Below are 17271 nucleotides of genomic sequence, written 5' to 3'. Positions count from 1 at the left end.
AGTCGCAAGCTAGGCTCTATTTCCCACCCATAAGCCTATTCAGAATTTTGGCAGATGCCTCTTTATCGATACCGGACATGCTGTCTAGGAGCTCTGCTCTCTTGGCATCATCAACCGTCTTAAGGATCGTAATGGCCCGATCAGAGCTGATCTTGTTCATTTCCAGAATGAGCGCTGCACCGCTTGCAGCCGACATGGACGAGAACGTTTGAGTAAGTTCAGTCTGGTCCAGATTTCGACTATTATTGGTCTGTGTCGTCTCCGCTGCAGGCTGGCTTGCTGCGAGCTGTGATTGCAATGCCGCGATCGCCTTCACCTCTGAGGTTGTTACTTCCTTGAGAGCTGAAGTCAATTCAGCAGCAGACTGTGGATTCATTTTCTCTAGAATGCCTATCTGCTCATCCGATTTCATCTCTGACAGAAGCTGAACCTGCTCTTCTTTTGTCATACTTTGAATAATTGGTGCTGCTTTACTAGGCTTCATCTCTCCGTACATCTTGGCTAGGTCCCTGATCTCCTGCACATAAGGATCGACCTGTTCCTCGCCATCTTCCGTACTGCTATCCTTCGCTTCCTCCAACTGCTTAATTTCTTCCTCTAACTGCTTTACTTTGTCATCTTGCTGTGTCTTTTGCGCTTCTGCCTCGGCCAGACCCTGCTCAGCAGCCTCAAGATCTGCCTTCAAAGTTGCGATTGTAGCCTGGTCGCTCTCCATTTGCTGCTCCAGCTTTCTCTCTTTGACCAATTCCGGATCGAGCGCATCTTCAGGAATCCATTCTTTCACAATCGGAACTTGGCTTAAGAAAGCAAATGCCTTATTCTTGAAGTCACCGTTCAGCACGATGAGAAGCACTGTAACGAGGACAGCTGTAAATACGATCGGGATTGCGATTACAAGGAATTTTTCCCATCCACTGCTGGACTCTCGCTCCAGCTCTTCCTTATCCTTGCCTACCAAAACTCATACCTCCTCCGGCGCATTTCCTCACGTCACTGTCATTAACGTGCTTTGACTGCAAAGCGCACCGTTGCCATTTCATCCAGTTCATTTTGTTCCCGAAGGAGCATTTCCTGTTGAAAATGCATTTTCGCTTTTTCTCTTGCTTCCATCCAAACCTTCTCGTCCAGCATCTTGTCATTCAGAAAATCCTGATTCTTCTTCACGTTCACTTGTGCATAAGCCACATCGTTGTTCTTACGGCTGATACATTCATCCAGATAATGAATATATCGGTTCATTTCCTGAAGATTCGCAGCGGATAATGACTGCTGAGATGACGATGAGATGCCCTGGAGCATATTTTCTTTATCTTGAACCAGCTCCATAAGATGCTGCTCCTCTGATTTCAGCTTGCCAATTGCGGAGGACAGCAGCCATTCAGCTTGTGTTTTTTCAGTGGATTTAAGATCGACAACCTTCTGAAAATGATACGTGAATCTCATAACTTACTTGTTCATCTCCTCGAAAATTCTGTAATCAATCTCTGCATAACCTCGTCCAAATTCGTCTTCTCATCTACTTTTTGCCGAGTGAAATCCCAAATATCTCCGATTCGGTCGATAGACTCGTCAATTTCCACATTAGAGCCTTTTTGATAAGCTCCTATGTTGATTAGATCCTCCGAGTTCTTGAACACGGACATCAGTCTTTTTATATTCTCGGCAGCCTCAATCTGATCGCGTGGGGCAATGTCCTTCATCACCCGGCTTATACTTGCCAGCACATCAATGGCTGGAAAATGACCCTTGTTTGCAATGCCCCGATTGAGCACGATGTGTCCATCGAGTATTCCCCTGACGGCATCGGCAATCGGTTCGTTCATATCGTCACCATCTACCAGCACGGTATAAAAAGCAGTGATCGAGCCCGTTGGTCCTGTACCCGCTCTTTCCAGCAATTTAGGGAGACTCGCGAATACAGACGGAGTATAACCTCTCATAGCGGGCGGTTCCCCAACGGCTAGACCAACCTCCCGCTGGGCCATCGCATATCTCGTGACAGAGTCCATCATCAACATCACGTTCATGCCTCGATCTCGAAAGTACTCTGCAATGGTTGTCGCTATGAGCGCACCCTTAATTCTCACCAGTGCAGGCTGATCCGAGGTCGCAACGATGACGACAGAGCGTTCTAAGCCTTCCGGTCCCAAGTCCCGTTCAATGAAGTCGAGCACCTCACGGCCGCGTTCTCCAATCAGTGCGATGACATTCACATCGGCTGATGTATTCCTTGCGATCATCCCCATGAGCGTGCTTTTCCCTACCCCGGATCCGGCAAAAATACCTACACGCTGGCCTTTGCCAATCGTAAGCAGGCCGTCGATGGCCCGAACACCAATGCTTATCGGCTCCTGCACTCTGGGCCTGTTGAGCGGATTAATAGGCGTACTAGAGGTGGAGTAATGCTGCATTCTCGCGGGTATTAACGATCCATCCAGCGGCTGACCTAATCCATCCAGTACTTTTCCTAACAGCTCAGAACCCACCTGTACATTCAGCGGCTTCCCCGTCCCTACGACATCACATCCAGGACCGATAGATTGCAAATCTCCAAGCGGCATCAGCAGCACTTTGTTGTCTCTAAACCCGACAACCTCAGCCTTCAAAGGTGCCGATGACTGGCTGGGATAGATGAGGCATACATCCCCTATGCTGGCGTCTGGACCTTCCGACTCCACCATCAGCCCGATCACCTGCGTTACTTTTCCATTAATACGAATCGGGTCCAAATGTTTGAGCTGATCTATATATCTGTGTGAGCTAAGCACCTTCATACTGTCCTCGCTCCTCCTGATCAAGTGCGACTCGGATCAATTCCTTCTTGATCTCTGTCAATTGGGTATCTATTCTTGCATCGACACTCCCGTATGCCGAACGGATAACACAGCCTCGATCCTTGACAGAAGCGTCAGGCAATATTTTCAGCTCGGCTTGAGAATCAATCGCGAAGGACAATTCCTCTCTCGCTGCTTGAACAAAGGAGAACTGGGATGGAGCGACACATAGAGTAATGACCCCTTGCTCTCGTTTCCGAGATAGATTCTTCTTGATCAGATCGAGCATGAGATCCGTATCCTCAGTCAGCTGTCTGTCAATGATTTTCTCCGCGATTGCACTGCTGAGCTCAACGAGGAAGGGCTCTGCTTCCTGTATGATCTGCTCCTTCGCTTGGTATGCTTCATTCAGCACTGCCTGAGCTTCAAGCATCTTAATCTCCACTTGCTCCTGAAGCTCCTTCTGTGCTTTGTCACACCCTTCGTCATATCCCTGTTTAAAACCCTCAGAGCGCAGCGCCTCAACCAAATGCTCATCCTGTAATCTTTTTTCTTCCCACCAGGCCTCGATCTGAGCTCTGCTCTCCTGCAGTATCCGTTCCGCTTCTTCTGCCGCTTCACGAATCTGTCTTTCTGCAAATTCTTTCGCATTATGAAGCATTTCTTCTTTTAGTTTCAGAGTCTCCTCATCAACACTCGGCTGTTGACCGATATTAGAAGTAACATCCAAATTGTCCGTAATTTGTTCCTCCTGCTGCTTATCGCCATACTCATGAACAGATCTCAGCTGTTTGTGAGTATCCACCGGGACGTATTGGAAGGACTTGATCAAATTAGACAACGATATCATCTCCTCCGCCGCGAGCTATAATAATCTCACCGGCTTCTTCCAGTCTTCTGATCGTTGCTACAATTCGAGTCTGTGCTTCTTCCACATCACGAAGCCTTACAGGACCCATGTACTCCATCTCTTCCTTGAACGTTTCGGACATGCGTTTCGACATGTTCGTGAATATCGCCTGACGCACTTCTTCACTCGCCACTTTAAGTGCAAGCTGCAGATCAGCATTGTCGATATCACGGATAATGCGCTGAATTGAACGGTTATCCACATTCACAATGTCTTCAAATACAAACATCCGTTTCTTAATTTCTTCTGCAAGCTCTGGATCTTGAATTTCGAGAGAATCGAGAATCGTACGCTCTGTTCCCCGATCGACACCATTTAGAATCTGAACAATGGATTCAATACCGCCGGCATTCGTGTAATCCTGTGTCACGGTTGCAGACAGCTTCTGTTCCAGAACCCGTTCAACCTGTGAAATGACTTCAGGTGAAGTGCTGTCCATAACGGCAACACGTCTTGCAACATCTGCCTGCTTGTCCTGCGGAAGCGAGGACAGGATAGCTGCTGCCTGCTCAAATTGCAGATAGGACAGTACTAGCGCAATGGTTTGCGGACTCTCGTTCTGAATGAAGTTAAGAATTTGATTCGGATCCGCTTTACGAGCAAAATCAAACGGTCTGACCTGAAGTGTAGCGGTTAGACGATTGATAACCTCGAGCGCTTTTTGCGATCCAAGCGCTTTTTCCAGTATCTCTTTGGCATAATTGATCCCGCCCTGAGAGATATATTCCTGTGCCAGGCAAATTTGATGAAACTCGGACATAATCAATTCCTTTTCTCCCGAATCCACCTTACGAACATTGGCAATTTCCAGCGTCAATTGTTCGATCTCTTCATCTCTCAAATGCTTGAAGATTTGCGCAGACACTTCCGGTCCTAATGTTATAAGCAATATGGCCGCTTTCTGCCGGCCTGTTAATCCGTTCCCCTGCTTAACCAACTCGTTCACCTCTATTCATCAGCTAGCCATGTACGAAGCAGGTTAACAAATTCATCTGGTTTCTTCTTGGCGAGTGTTTCCAGCTGTTTGCGCACTTGGCTTTCATTCGTGACTGTTTCCAGATTAATGGACGGGAACTCTGTAGGAACCTGGAGCGGAATATCTTCTTCGAACTCTTCTTCCTTGTTGCGCCGTCTTCTGTATATTAAATATCCACCGCCAGCGAGCAGTAATGCAGCGGCTGCAGCCAGACCCCAGATCATGCCTGATGTGAGCTGAATTCCGGTTTGTTCCGCTTCTTGCACTTGTGCTGGTTTCTCAGTGACAGATACTCTCTGAGTCACTTGGTCTTCAGTGTATTCAACCCCTGAGTTCGACAATGAGGATCTGACAATATTTTTAAGCACCTCTCTGATCTGTTCCGTGGTGTCTGATGTTCCATCGTCTTGATCATCATTTGGACTACCAGGTGATTCAACTGCTACATTAATGGTTAAATCTTTAACAACGTATGGACTTTGCACGATCTCTTTGGCAATACGGTTTACTTCGTAATTGATGACAGAAGAACTGTCTTCACCGCTTGAAGTGGAAGCATCAGCTGCCGGGTAATTAACAACATCTTCTTCTCCGGTGCCTGCAACTCCGCCATCAGCAGCACTGCCGCCAGTATAACTGCTTTGAATATCCTGAACGCTGATTTCGATTCCCCTCATATTTTCTTCATCCACAGGAGTAACGAGATTTTGCGTTTCATTGACTTTGTCAAAGTTCAGGTTAGAAGTTACAAGCACGTCAACATTGCTGCTGCCTGTAATACCCGTCAAAAATTCTCTGACTGTTTTCTCAATGTCTTCTTCATATTGCTTCTGCAGCTGCATGTTCTCCTGTACTTCACCGAGAACACTACCACCACCGCGCTCCGTAGGAACGAGCTCCTCGCCTTGATCTGTTGAAATCGTAATATTCTCAATGGGCAGATGTGGCACAGCTGTTTTCAGCAAATTGAAATATCCGTCAACGGCCGCCTGCGAAGGCTGATACCCTGGTTGAAATTTAAGCACCGCTGACGCGGATGCACTGTCCTGAGCTGATGATGCAAACAGGCTTTCTTTGGGAAGGTTAACTAGGACTTTAGCCTCAGATATCCCCTGCATACCTAATAGCATCTGCTCGATTTCACCATTAAAAGCATTGGCATACTTCACTTGGAATTCTTTGTCCGTCATACCCATTGCTGACGAGCCCTGCTCAAAGATGTCATATCCGATCGATCCATTCTGAATCAAGCCTTGAGAGCCGACATCGACCTTTACACGAGCCGCTTGGGTACTTGGGATCGAAATTTCAGAGCCATCTGCGTTCAATTGAAAAGGAATATTGCCTGATTCTAAATAGCTGATTACTCCAGCAGAATCTACGGCATCCAGCCCCGTAAACGCAACCTCATATTCCGTCTTGGAGAACTGCATCGTCAGAACCACAATGGCAATGATCAGGAATAAGACGGTAGAAATTAACATTATTTTTTGTTTTTTCGTAAATTTATTCCAATACGCGGATACCTTGTCCTTATATTGGGCAATTCTTTCGTTCACTGTGTCACCTCATCCGAAACTTTGCTATAAACATTAACTACATTTGGATCCGCATGATTTCCTGGTAGGCCTCGATTACCTTGTTTCGAACTTGGGTTGTCAGTTGCAGACTAAGGAGAGCCTGCTGTGATGCGACCATAACCTGATCAACATTTACGTTGCCAAGTACAAACTCAGTTGACATTTCGCTTGCATGTTTTTCTTGATCTGCCACTTGAGTGATTGCATCTTCAAGGTAGGAAGAGAATTGATTGATGGTTTCTGTTGGGGTTGACTTGCCCTGTGTCATGGTAACATTAGGGGTTTGTATAGCTGATGCTTTAAACATCGTATTTTCGATCACGATTTTCCCTCCCATTATCTTCACGATTATGTATCTACATCATTTTGCTCTAGCTTATTTCTAACGTCCGATCTCCAGTGCTTTCATCACCATTGCTTTAGAAGCATTTAGTGCAGTAACGTTTGCTTCGTAGGATCTGGATGCACCTATTAAATCTACCATTTCTTTGGTTGTATCCACGTTAGGCATGTACACGTACCCTTCTGCATTTGCATCCGGATGTGTCGGATTGTATACCGGCTTCAGTGGTGCCGTGTCCTCTTCTATCGCCGCTACTTTGACTCCCTGCGCCACATTTCCACCTTGCATTTCATTATCTATCATCTGTTTGAAGCTGGGCTGATTTGATTCCAGGACGACCATTTTCCGCTTATATGGAACGGCTTCCCCATTCTCGATCCTTGCTCTCGTCGTCTCACTGTTCGCAATGTTGGAGGAAATAACATCCATGCGAAGCCGCTGAGCCGTTAGTGCAGATGCACTGATATCAAAGCTCTTACTGATGTTCACTTATGATCTATCTCCCTTCGGTTGCAGTGCGCATAATCTTGATATGTTCATTTACCAGTTGAATATAAGAGTTATACCGCAGCTGATTCTCCGCCAAAAGGCTCATTTCCTTATCCACGTCAACATTGTTGTCATTATTACTCATTGCTGTACTGTTATCGGTTGTTGTGACAGCTGCTGGAATGGAAGAACTAGGACCAATGGGTATGTGTCTCTCATTCGTACGTCTTCCAGTTAAAGTAGGTGTTCCCTGCATTTCCTGTTCAAGCAGTTGCTCAAAGTGAACCTCTGAACGTTTGAAATACGGCGTGTCACTATTCGCTATATTATTAGTAATCGCAAGTTGTCTGACGTTAGCAGCATCAACCCCTGCCTGCAATGTTCGAAAGCTTACATCATTCAGAAGATTAATCCTCATTCTCTCCCTTCCAGAATCTTTAAACTATTACCATCTGAAAAATGAGACCTAGTTCAAATTATTTCGACAAATAAATCTGAACTTCTCTCTTTTCCTAGGTCTTTAGTAGAAATAATAAGTTATTTGTCGTATATTCTAAGTTTCTTAGAGTTGGGCATTTATTACAATAAGAAAAAAGCCCTATCTTTTGCCAAAAACAAGGACTTAATATGTATAATTTTCAAAATATGTACATTCTCATGAAAATATAGTCCCATTCATAGCTCTATATTTTCATAAAATATTCTTAATTTCAGATAGGTCGATCTTAAGACTTCACTAATATCGACATGATACTTTAGGAGGAAAAAGCGCGACAAACCGCATTTATTGTCATATTTGACTTGGGGACTGGCCGGTTTTTTACCATAAAGCAAGTATAGAATTGCACTAAGATGAAAATGCGCACAAAAAAAGACTCTTCACAGAGAAAATCTCTATAAAGAGTCTTATTTCTACAAAATATACTGGCTTAGATCACGGTCTTTCGCAATTCCACCTAGCTTCTCTCTTACATATTCCGGTGTGATCGTCATTTTATCTAAGGTCAGCTCCGGCGCTTCAAAGGACAGATCCTCCAGCAGCTTCTCCAAAATTGTATGTAGACGACGAGCACCAATATTCTCCGTATTCAGGTTGACGGATTCTGCGATGTTCGCGATCTCCCGAATGGCTTCTGGAGAGAATTCAATCTCGATGTCCTCGGTCTTTAGCAGATCAACATATTGTTTGGTCAGCGCATTTTTCGGTTCCGTCAAGATAGATACAAAATCATCCAAGGATAGACTGCTGAGTTCAACCCGAATAGGGAATCGCCCTTGAAGCTCTGGAATGAGATCTGACGGCTTCGACACATGGAAAGCACCTGCAGCTATAAACAGGATATAGTCCGTCTTTACAGGCCCGTATTTGGTCATTACGGTCGATCCTTCGACGATAGGAAGAATATCCCTCTGAACACCCTCACGGGACACATCCGGCCCTGATCCTTGTCCACGGCTTGCTACCTTATCGATCTCGTCTATAAAAATAATGCCGGACTGCTCTGCACGCCGAATCGACTCCTGTGTTACATCATCCATATCGATCAGCTTGCCTGCTTCTTCCTGAATAAGTACTTTACGTGCTTCCTTGATGGGAAGCTTGCGTTTCTTAGTACGTTTCGGGAGGAAGTTGCCAAACATCTCCTGCATATTCATGCCCATTTGATCATTGCCTTGGCCTGCAAACATATCAAACATGTTAGGTGCATTATCCTCAATATCAATTTCGATCGTATCATTCTCAAGCTGACCGGCCAGCAGTTCAAATTTCACTTTACGTCTGCGTTCATTGACAGAGGCATCTTGTGCCGGATCTTCCTCTTGCTGTGGCTGCTGATGATTGCCAAACAGCATTTCGAAAGGATTTTTTTGATTCTTCGATTTGTTAGCCGACGGGACAAGGATTTGCACAATACGCTCATTCGCATTTTCCTCAGCCTTGTCTTTGACCTTTTCCGTCTTCTCCAATTTGACAATCCGGATCGAAGTTTCAATTAAGTCACGAACCATCGATTCGACGTCACGTCCGACATAACCAACCTCGGTGAATTTAGTTGCTTCCACTTTTACAAATGGAGCACCGACCAGCTTGGCAAGCCGTCTAGCGATCTCCGTCTTACCTACCCCTGTCGGTCCAATCATCAGTATATTCTTAGGTACAATTTCATCCTGGGCATCTTCCGGCAGCCTGCTTCGACGATATCTGTTACGGAGGGCAACAGCGACGGACTTCTTGGCCTGCTTCTGACCAACGATGTACTTATCCAGCTCAGCGACAATTTGTCTGGGAGTAAAAGCTTCGTTCATGATTTACATACCTCCTTTTATTCCTGTTCCTATTCAGAGTTTACAGTTCTTCAACGATAATATTACTGTTCGTAAACACACAAATCTCGGAAGCTACAACCAAAGCCTCACGAGCCATATCCTTTGCTTCAAGCTCACCCGGATGCCGCTTCAGAGCTCTTGCAGCTGCAAGAGCATAGTTGCCGCCTGAACCGATGGCCAAAATATCATCATCAGGCTCAATAATCTCCCCGCCTCCAGATATCAGCAGCATGCCTGTTTTGTCCATCACGATCATTAATGCCTCCAGCTTACGCAGCACACGATCCTGACGCCAATCCTTGGCGAGTTCTACCGCAGCTCTTTGCAGATTGCCATGATGTTCCTCAAGCTTGCCTTCAAATTTCTCAAACAGAGTGATGGCATCCGCTACAGAACCAGCAAAGCCTGCAACAACCTGTCCGCGGTACAATCTCCGAACCTTCTTCGCCGTATTTTTCATTACCACGCTTTGCCCCATTGTAACCTGTCCATCACCTGCGATGGCCGCCTTGCCATGATGACGCACAGCACAGATCGTCGTCGCATGAAATGTAGTTTCCATAAATGCTACCTCCCTTGATTCGTATATGGTAAAAACCCGGCACGTCGCTGAGAGACTTACCGGGCTTTCCTCAAGATGTCGCTATTGCACTGTGGAGAGACCTTGCTCTTGCTTGAAACGTCTTATGCTGTCTAACGCACGATTCGCCAGCGCCTCATTTTTTTCCTTCTTATTCCGAATTTTTTGCTCCAGCTTCGGCAATAGGCCAAAGTTGGCGTTCATTGGCTGGAAGTGTTTGAAATCAGCCGTCGTAATATAGTTCGCCATACTTCCTAGCGTACTGTCTACAGGCAGCGTCGTCAGATCTTTGCCCAGTGCCAGATTCGCAGCATTCATACCCGCGATCAGTCCGGAGGCAGCAGACTCTACATAGCCCTCTACACCTGTCATTTGACCAGCAAAGAACAGGTTACTCCGATTCTTAAACTGATACGTAGGCTCAAGTAATTTGGGAGAGTTAATAAAGGTATTACGATGCATAACCCCATAACGCACAAATTCTGCATTCTCAAGACCTGGGATCATACCGAATACACGCTTCTGCTCTCCCCATTTCAGATGAGTTTGGAAGCCTACCAGATTATACAGCGTTCCTGCCGCGTTATCCTGACGCAGCTGGACAACGGCATAAGGCAGCTCTCCAGTATGCGGGTTAACTAGACCGACTGGCTTCATCGGCCCGAATAGCGCCGTCTGTTTGCCGCGCTTCATCATAACCTCAATCGGCATGCAGCCCTCAAAGTAGATTTCCTTCTCAAACTCTTTAAGCTCAGCAACCTCAGCTGCGATCAGAGCATCGTAGAAACGATCAAACTCTTCTTCATTCATGGGGCAATTGAGATAAGCCGCTTCTCCCTTATCATAACGTGATGCCAGATAGACTTTGTTCATATCAATGGATTCTTTCTCTACAATCGGTGCTGCCGCATCGTAGAAATAGAAGTATTCTTCACCCATCAGATCTTTAATCTGTGAGGACAATGCAGGCGAAGTCAGAGGACCTGTTGCAATAACGACAATGCCATCCGTCGGAATCTCCTGAATCTCCTCATTCACTACCGTAATAAGCGGATGCTCATGCAGTGTATTCGTGATCTCACCGGAAAATCCATCCCGATCAACCGCCAGTGCTCCACCAGCAGGAACTGCGTTACGATCGGCGGAGCCGATCACCAGTGAATCCAACATACGCATCTCTTCTTTTAATACACCTACAGCATTCGTCAGGCCATTTGCTCGAAGTGAGTTACTGCACACCAGCTCAGCAAATTTATTCGTATGATGAGCTGGCGTTTTTACGACCGGTCTCATTTCATACAGCTTTACCGGTACCCCTCTTTGTGCAATCTGCCAAGCAGCTTCACTTCCTGCCAGTCCTGCACCAATTACTGTTACTTGTTGTTTCTCGTTCATATTTACCCCCTCGCTGCATGTATCCAGTACTCTATAGCAAGAATCCTGGATACAGAAAGCTGCAGCCCGTACTACCGGTTAATCCATTATTTTTATGATTTAAATTTCGACCGCTTCGTCCGCTTCCTCGACCGGTTCTGTATGATCGCAAGAAGTACACTGCAGTCTTGTTCCTTGCTTGTTTCGCTTCTCTACCATCAATGAATCACATTTAGGACAAGGCTTAGGTGACGGCTTATCCCAGGAGACAAAATCACATTCAGGATATCGGTCACAGCCGTAGAAAATCCGTCCTTTTTTACTGCGGCGCTCGACGACCTGTCCTTCCTTACACGTCGGGCAGGTTACCCCGATATTTTTAATAATCGGCTTGGTATTGCGGCAATCCGGGAATCCAGAGCATGCCAAAAACTTACCGAATCGGCCAAATTTATATACCATCGGTTTACCGCATTTCTCACAGATCTCATCGGAGACCTCATCCTGGATTTCGATCTCACTCATTTCTTCTTCTGCGACATGCAGGCGCTTCTCAAAGGATTTATAGAACTCAGCCAATATTTTAACCCAGTCCTCAGATCCTTCTTCAACATGGTCCAAATCCTCTTCCATATGCGCGGTAAACTCAACATCGACAATTTCAGGGAAAAATTGCTCCATCTGCTCGTTAATAAGCTCACCAAGCTCTGTCGGAATAAATTTCTTCTCTTCTATTGCGACATAACCACGTTTCTGAATCGTCTCCAGCGTTGGAGCATACGTACTCGGTCTTCCGATGCCCAGCTCTTCCATTGTCTTGACGAGTCTTGCTTCAGTATATCGTGGCGGCGGCTGTGTAAAGTGCTGCTTCGGCTCAATTTCTTTATGAATAAGCTTATCCCCGCTCTTCAGTGGAGGCAGCAGCTTCTCTTCATCCGTTGTACCATCATCGTTACCTTCGACATACACCTTCATGAAGCCATGAAAGCGGACCTTGGAGCCTGTAGCACGAAAAGAAGCGTCTCCTGCTGCGATATCAACAGACAGGGTATCAAGAATAGCTGAGGCCATCTGACTCGCCACATATCGTTCCCATATCAGCTTGTATAGACGGAATTGATCACGACTTGTAAATGCTTTCACTGAATCCGGATCTCTCAATACGGAGGTTGGCCGAATCGCCTCATGCGCTTCCTGCGCATTCGCATTTTTCTTAGTATATTGTCGGAATGATTCCGGAACGAAGGATTCGCCGTACTTACCCGTAATATATTCTTTGGCTTCTTCCTGAGCAGACTGTGCAATACGCGTAGAGTCCGTTCTCATATAAGTGATCAAACCAACTGTGCCTTCCTTGCCGAGCTCGACTCCTTCATATAGCTGCTGAGCTACAGACATCGTCTTCGCTGCACGGAAATTCAATTTACGAGCCGCTTCCTGCTGTAAAGAACTTGTTGTAAAAGGAGCCGAAGGATTGCGCGTCCGCTCTTTCTCTTTGACCTCTGTTACGACATAATCCTTATCTTTAATTTCTTTAAGTATTTCTTTCACTTGCTCTTCATTACTGAGCTCCGTCTTCTCTCCGCGAAGCTGATGGAATTTTGCCTCAAACGGACTTCCGTCAGCTTCTAGTCTCGCCGTAATGCTCCAATATTCTTCCGGAACAAATTCGTTAATTTCGTCCTCACGATCCAGAATAATTTTGACAGCTACAGACTGAACTCGACCGGCAGATAGACCCTTCTTCACCTTTTTCCATAAAAGTGGACTGATCTTGTAGCCTACAAGCCGGTCCAAAATACGTCTAGCCTGCTGTGCGTTCACAAGATCCATGTTGATCTTGCGAGGCGTCTTGAAGGCATCCTTGACTGCTTGCTTCGTTATCTCATTAAATACGACCCGGCAGCTCTCGGTTTGGTCAAGCTCCAGAGCATGAGCCAAATGCCAAGCAATGGCTTCTCCCTCACGATCGGGGTCAGCTGCCAGATATACTTTTTTCACTTTTTTAGATGCGTCCTTAAGTTCTTTTAGCACAGAACCTTTTCCGCGGATTGTAATATATTTAGGATTAAAATCGTTCTCCACTTCTACGCCGGTCTGACTCTTCGGCAAATCGCGGACATGACCCATCGACGCTTTGACAATATACTTGCTGCCCAAATATTTACCAATTGTCTTTGCTTTCGATGGGGACTCCACGATGACAAGTGAATCCGCCATAGGTTCATCCTCCTCTCACAATATAGCCCTACATGTCACCTATGGCGGATGTAATTTAAAACGCCACAGGAATCTATATTAACTTATATATAGCACCAGGTAATTGCATGATTTGCTTTTTTATGATTAAAGATAACAGAACTGAATGCAAATGTCCAAAATCGAATGGGAGTTTGCCCACCAGTTCATCCAAAGTCAGTGGACCTGCCTCCAGCAAATCATATATCATTTGTTCCTCGGAACTCAAGCCTGGCATCATCTTCATAGCTGATTCGCTTCCCGTAGCAGCGATCCTCTCCTCGGTTCTCGGCTTAATTAGATGTGCGTATTCTTCATTAATATCCTCTGCGCAAGTAACCAGCTTGGCGCCTTGTTTGATCAGATTCAGTGTTCCCTGGCTCTTGGGTGAAGTAATCATACCCGGCACAGCAAACACATCTCTTCCCGCCTCAAGTGCAGCATCTGCCGTAATTAAGGAACCGCTCCGAATATCCGCTTCTACAACCAGCGTTCCATAGGTAAGTCCGGCAATAATTCGATTTCGTTGTGGAAAGAGCCCGGGACGAGGCTGCATATGGAGCGGATACTCGCTGACAAGCAAGCCTTGATTCTCTATTTGATTCGCGAGTGTATGATTCTCTGTCGGATAGATATGGGAGAAGCCTCCCCCTAATACAGCAATGGTCGTTCCTCCTGCCTTCAGGGCTGCTTCATGGCAGATACTGTCTATTCCTCGGGCAAGACCACTAACAATCGTGTAACCTGCATTGGAGAGCTCTGAAGCTAGAATCTCCCCTACCTTTTTGCCATAGCCTGAAGGCACCCGGGTTCCTACCATGGCAATCGAAGGATGATGCAGTAAGCTCACATTACCTTTTAGATATAGCACCAGAGGAGGGTCTGGCGTTTCCTTCATGAAAACAGGATAATCCTCATCCAGATAAGTTACAAATTGGGTACGTCCCTTCGATAAGGCATGAATTCTCTCCTCAATCCATACTTCAGAGAAGCGCTCGGTTATTTTGAGGGCCTGGTCTTTCGTCATTCCAGTCTGAATCCAGTCCTGAGTTTCGTATTTTAGCATGTCCTTATGTAAATTTCCACTTGAGAGCAGCTTATTTATCGTCTTTCTTCCAATCCCATCGATTTCATGCAGCCCAAGTAATAAATATCTAGATTCCAATAGACTAAACCTCCCGATTCATTAAACGAATGAGTAATTTTGTTATAAAAAGACAAAAAGCAACCCTTCTGTCGTCATTCGACAAAAAGGTTGCTTACCTTGATTCTGCAATATGCACCTTCCACTATTACAGCTATTATAATAGAAGGAAAATTATTTTAACAATTAGTGAGTCGTGCAGAGATTGAGAATACCGCGCTCTTCCAATACACTAACCAGCGTAGAGCCCATCTCCGAAGGTGTAGGAGCGACGCGGATTCCGCAGGCTTCGAGAGTCTCGATTTTTTCCTTCGCTGTTCCTTTGCCACCCGAAATAATCGCTCCTGCATGTCCCATCCGTTTACCTGGAGGTGCAGTCACACCGCCGATGAAGCCCACTACAGGTTTTGTCATATTATCGCGAATCCACTCTGCCGCTTCTTCCTCAGCCGTACCGCCAATCTCACCAATCATGATAACGGCATGTGTATCTGGATCCTCATTGAAACGAGAGAGAATGTCAATAAATTCAGAGCCCTTGACAGGGTCTCCACCGATACCAACCGCGGAGGATTGTCCGATACCGCGTGTAGTCAGCTGATGAACCGCCTCATAGGTTAACGTACCACTACGAGATACAACGCCAACATGACCCGGCATATGGATGTATCCTGGCATGATACCAATCTTGCACTCTCCCGGTGTAATGACACCTGGACAGTTAGGCCCGATCAGGACGGTCTTCTTGCCCTCCATATAACGGGAGACCTTAACCATATCAAGTACCGGAATACCCTCTGTAATACAAATAACGAGATCTAATTCCGCATCAACAGCTTCCATGATGGAATCTGCTGCAAAAGCCGGGGGAACATAAATAACACTTGCTGTAGCTCCGGTCGCTTCCTTAGCTTCTACCACGGTATTATAAACAGGCAGGCTAACGACATTGCCGTTCTCCAGTGTAATGTCAACGTTCGTACCACCCTTACCAGGAGTTACGCCGCCTACCATCTGAGTGCCGTAATCCAGCGCACCCTTAGCATGGAATTTGGCCGTGGCACCTGTGATTCCTTGTGTAATCACTTTTGTATCTTTATTTACCAAAATACTCACGATCGTTCACATCCCCTACGGTTATTTTTCAAATATTCGGGCAGCCCCGAAAAGGAATGAATTATTTAACGAGGGCAACGATTTTTTGTGCACCGTCTGCCATCGAATCCGCCGCTACGATGTTAAGACCGGATTCGGATAATATTTTTTTGCCGAGCTCGACGTTGGTTCCTTCAAGTCTAACGACAAGAGGTTTAGTGAGGCCAAGCTGCTTAGCTGCTTCAACAACGCCATCCGCAATAACATCACAGCGCATGATACCGCCAAAGATGTTAACGAAGATGCCTTCAACCTTAGCATCAGACAGAATGATCTTGAATGCTTCAGTTACTTTCTCGGTTGTAGCACCGCCCCCAACGTCAAGGAAGTTGGCCGGGTCGCCGCCGTAATACTTGATGATATCCATCGTTGCCATCGCAAGACCTGCACCGTTAACCATACAGCCGATGTTACCATCAAGCGCTATGTAGCTCAGGTCGAACTTCGATGCTTCGATCTCTTTCTCATCTTCTTCGTCTAGATCACGCAAAGCTTGAATGTCCTTGTGACGATATAAAGCATTGGAATCAAAATTGAGCTTCGCATCCAGCGCCATCACGTTGCCATCACCTGTAACAACGAGCGGATTGATCTCGGCAATAGAGCAGTCTTTATCAACGAATGCTTCATACAGCGCGAGCATGAACTTCACCGCTTTATTGACCAATTCACCTGGAATGTTAATTGCATAAGCTAGTCTCCGCGCCTGGAATACCTGGAAGCCAACCGCAGGATCAATAACTTCTTTGAAAATCTTCTCTGGTGTTGCTGCCGCTACCTCTTCGATCTCGGTACCGCCTTCTTCAGAAGCCATCATGACAACTCGTCCGGTTCCGCGGTCTACGACAACACCTACGTAATACTCCTTGCGAATATCGCATCCTTCTTCGATAAGAAGACGTTTTACTTCTTTACCTTCAGGACCCGTTTGATGAGTGACCAGCACTTTACCGAGAATTTCGGAAGCATATGCGCGTACTTCATCTGAATTTTTGGCTACTTTTACGCCGCCTGCTTTACCGCGTCCACCTGCGTGGATTTGCGCTTTTACTACAGTCACCTGGCTTCCCAGCGACTCTGCGGCCTCTACCGCTTCCTCTACCGTGTAAGCTACTTTCCCGTTCGGAACGGTAACTCCGTACTGTTTCAGCACTTCTTTTCCTTGATATTCATGGATATTCATTCTCGAATCCTCCTATCAACATGACTGCAACAAGGCGGGTTAAATGACATGTTTCCTTATAAACCCACATCATTGTAACATGTTTTTAAAACGCTTACCTTAAAAATTCATCTCCGAACGAGTGTATTTTGATATCGGTATCATTCCAAATATCGAATACTTGGCAATAATTGTAAACAAAAAACCTTCGTGATTAA

General features: G+C 45.9%; 16 protein-coding genes. All 16 read right to left on the bottom strand.

What is annotated here, in order from left to right; all coding sequences use genetic code 11:
* Positions 1-16: 16 nt before the first annotated feature.
* The 16 genes from PUW25_RS09560 to sucC all read right to left on the bottom strand — a co-directional run bounded on the left by PUW25_RS09560 (position 17) and on the right by sucC (position 17074).
* Positions 17-958 (bottom strand): MotE family protein, encoded by a 942-nt coding sequence (locus tag PUW25_RS09560; RefSeq protein ID WP_274336950.1) that lies wholly within the window; start codon positions 956-958, stop codon positions 17-19.
* Between the two features lie 41 nt (positions 959-999).
* Positions 1000-1443 (bottom strand): flagellar export protein FliJ, encoded by a 444-nt coding sequence (fliJ, locus tag PUW25_RS09555; RefSeq protein ID WP_047909720.1) that lies wholly within the window; start codon positions 1441-1443, stop codon positions 1000-1002.
* Between the two features lie 11 nt (positions 1444-1454).
* Positions 1455-2774, bottom strand: a complete 1320-nt coding sequence (fliI, locus tag PUW25_RS09550; protein ID WP_205053365.1) for a flagellar protein export ATPase FliI — start codon at positions 2772-2774, stop codon at positions 1455-1457.
* A complete protein-coding gene (locus PUW25_RS09545) occupies positions 2761-3615 on the bottom strand; it encodes a FliH/SctL family protein (RefSeq protein WP_047909722.1) in 855 nt (284 codons plus the stop codon). The genes fliI and PUW25_RS09545 overlap by 14 nt, the downstream gene beginning before the upstream one ends.
* Positions 3608-4621, bottom strand: a complete 1014-nt coding sequence (gene fliG / locus PUW25_RS09540) for a flagellar motor switch protein FliG (protein ID WP_047909723.1) — start codon at positions 4619-4621, stop codon at positions 3608-3610. Before fliG ends, PUW25_RS09545 begins: the two co-directional genes overlap by 8 nt.
* An 11-nt stretch (positions 4622-4632) precedes the next feature.
* Positions 4633-6219, bottom strand: a complete 1587-nt coding sequence (gene fliF, locus PUW25_RS09535) for a flagellar basal-body MS-ring/collar protein FliF (protein ID WP_205053366.1) — start codon at positions 6217-6219, stop codon at positions 4633-4635.
* Positions 6220-6256: 37 nt separating this feature from the next.
* Positions 6257-6562: a flagellar hook-basal body complex protein FliE gene (fliE, locus tag PUW25_RS09530; protein ID WP_274520925.1), complete on the bottom strand. Its 306-nt coding sequence runs from the start codon at positions 6560-6562 to the stop codon at positions 6257-6259.
* 60 nt (positions 6563-6622) lie between these two features.
* Positions 6623-7072 (bottom strand): flagellar basal body rod protein FlgC, encoded by a 450-nt coding sequence (gene flgC / locus PUW25_RS09525; protein ID WP_047909725.1) that lies wholly within the window; start codon positions 7070-7072, stop codon positions 6623-6625.
* 7 nt (positions 7073-7079) lie between these two features.
* Positions 7080-7484, bottom strand: coding sequence for a flagellar basal body rod protein FlgB (gene flgB, locus PUW25_RS09520; RefSeq protein WP_047910201.1), 405 nt, complete (start codon positions 7482-7484; stop codon positions 7080-7082).
* A gap of 500 nt (positions 7485-7984) precedes the next feature.
* Positions 7985-9379 carry an ATP-dependent protease ATPase subunit HslU gene (gene hslU / locus PUW25_RS09515; protein ID WP_047909726.1) on the bottom strand — a complete coding sequence of 465 codons (1395 nt, stop codon included), beginning with the start codon at positions 9377-9379 and terminating at the stop codon, positions 7985-7987.
* A gap of 40 nt (positions 9380-9419) precedes the next feature.
* The gene (gene hslV / locus PUW25_RS09510; RefSeq protein ID WP_047909727.1) at positions 9420-9962 is read right to left on the bottom strand and encodes an ATP-dependent protease subunit HslV; all 543 of its coding nucleotides are present in this window, start codon (positions 9960-9962) and stop codon (positions 9420-9422) included.
* Between the two features lie 81 nt (positions 9963-10043).
* Positions 10044-11375: an FADH(2)-oxidizing methylenetetrahydrofolate--tRNA-(uracil(54)-C(5))-methyltransferase TrmFO gene (trmFO, locus tag PUW25_RS09505; RefSeq protein ID WP_047909728.1), complete on the bottom strand. Its 1332-nt coding sequence runs from the start codon at positions 11373-11375 to the stop codon at positions 10044-10046.
* Between the two features lie 99 nt (positions 11376-11474).
* The gene (topA, locus tag PUW25_RS09500) at positions 11475-13574 is read right to left on the bottom strand and encodes a type I DNA topoisomerase (RefSeq protein ID WP_274336949.1); all 2100 of its coding nucleotides are present in this window, start codon (positions 13572-13574) and stop codon (positions 11475-11477) included.
* A gap of 73 nt (positions 13575-13647) precedes the next feature.
* Complete coding sequence (gene dprA / locus PUW25_RS09495) at positions 13648-14757, bottom strand: DNA-processing protein DprA (protein ID WP_047909730.1); 1110 nt, start codon at positions 14755-14757, stop codon at positions 13648-13650.
* A 165-nt stretch (positions 14758-14922) separates the two neighbouring features.
* The gene (gene sucD, locus PUW25_RS09490) at positions 14923-15852 is read right to left on the bottom strand and encodes a succinate--CoA ligase subunit alpha (protein WP_047909731.1); all 930 of its coding nucleotides are present in this window, start codon (positions 15850-15852) and stop codon (positions 14923-14925) included.
* Between the two features lie 61 nt (positions 15853-15913).
* Positions 15914-17074, bottom strand: coding sequence for an ADP-forming succinate--CoA ligase subunit beta (sucC, locus tag PUW25_RS09485; protein WP_047909732.1), 1161 nt, complete (start codon positions 17072-17074; stop codon positions 15914-15916).
* Positions 17075-17271: the final 197 nt, after the last annotated feature.

The organism is Paenibacillus urinalis (assembly GCF_028747985.1).
Lineage (GTDB): Bacteria > Bacillota > Bacilli > Paenibacillales > Paenibacillaceae > Paenibacillus > Paenibacillus urinalis.
The sequence above is the reverse complement of the archived record's forward strand: the minus strand, read 5'-3'. Positions and strand labels throughout refer to the sequence as shown.

What these genes read in the sequence shown, in the direction of transcription:
- fliJ (WP_047909720.1), bottom strand. Translation starts at nt 1,443, where the DNA reads ATGAGATTCACGTATCATTTTCAGAAGGTTGTCGATCTTAAATCCACT.
- fliI (WP_205053365.1), bottom strand. Translation starts at nt 2,774, where the DNA reads ATGAAGGTGCTTAGCTCACACAGATATATAGATCAGCTCAAACATTTG.
- hslU (WP_047909726.1), bottom strand. Translation starts at nt 9,379, where the DNA reads ATGAACGAAGCTTTTACTCCCAGACAAATTGTCGCTGAGCTGGATAAG.
- hslV (WP_047909727.1), bottom strand. Translation starts at nt 9,962, where the DNA reads ATGGAAACTACATTTCATGCGACGACGATCTGTGCTGTGCGTCATCAT.
- trmFO (WP_047909728.1), bottom strand. Translation starts at nt 11,375, where the DNA reads ATGAACGAGAAACAACAAGTAACAGTAATTGGTGCAGGACTGGCAGGA.
- topA (WP_274336949.1), bottom strand. Translation starts at nt 13,574, where the DNA reads ATGGCGGATTCACTTGTCATCGTGGAGTCCCCATCGAAAGCAAAGACA.
- sucC (WP_047909732.1), bottom strand. Translation starts at nt 17,074, where the DNA reads ATGAATATCCATGAATATCAAGGAAAAGAAGTGCTGAAACAGTACGGA.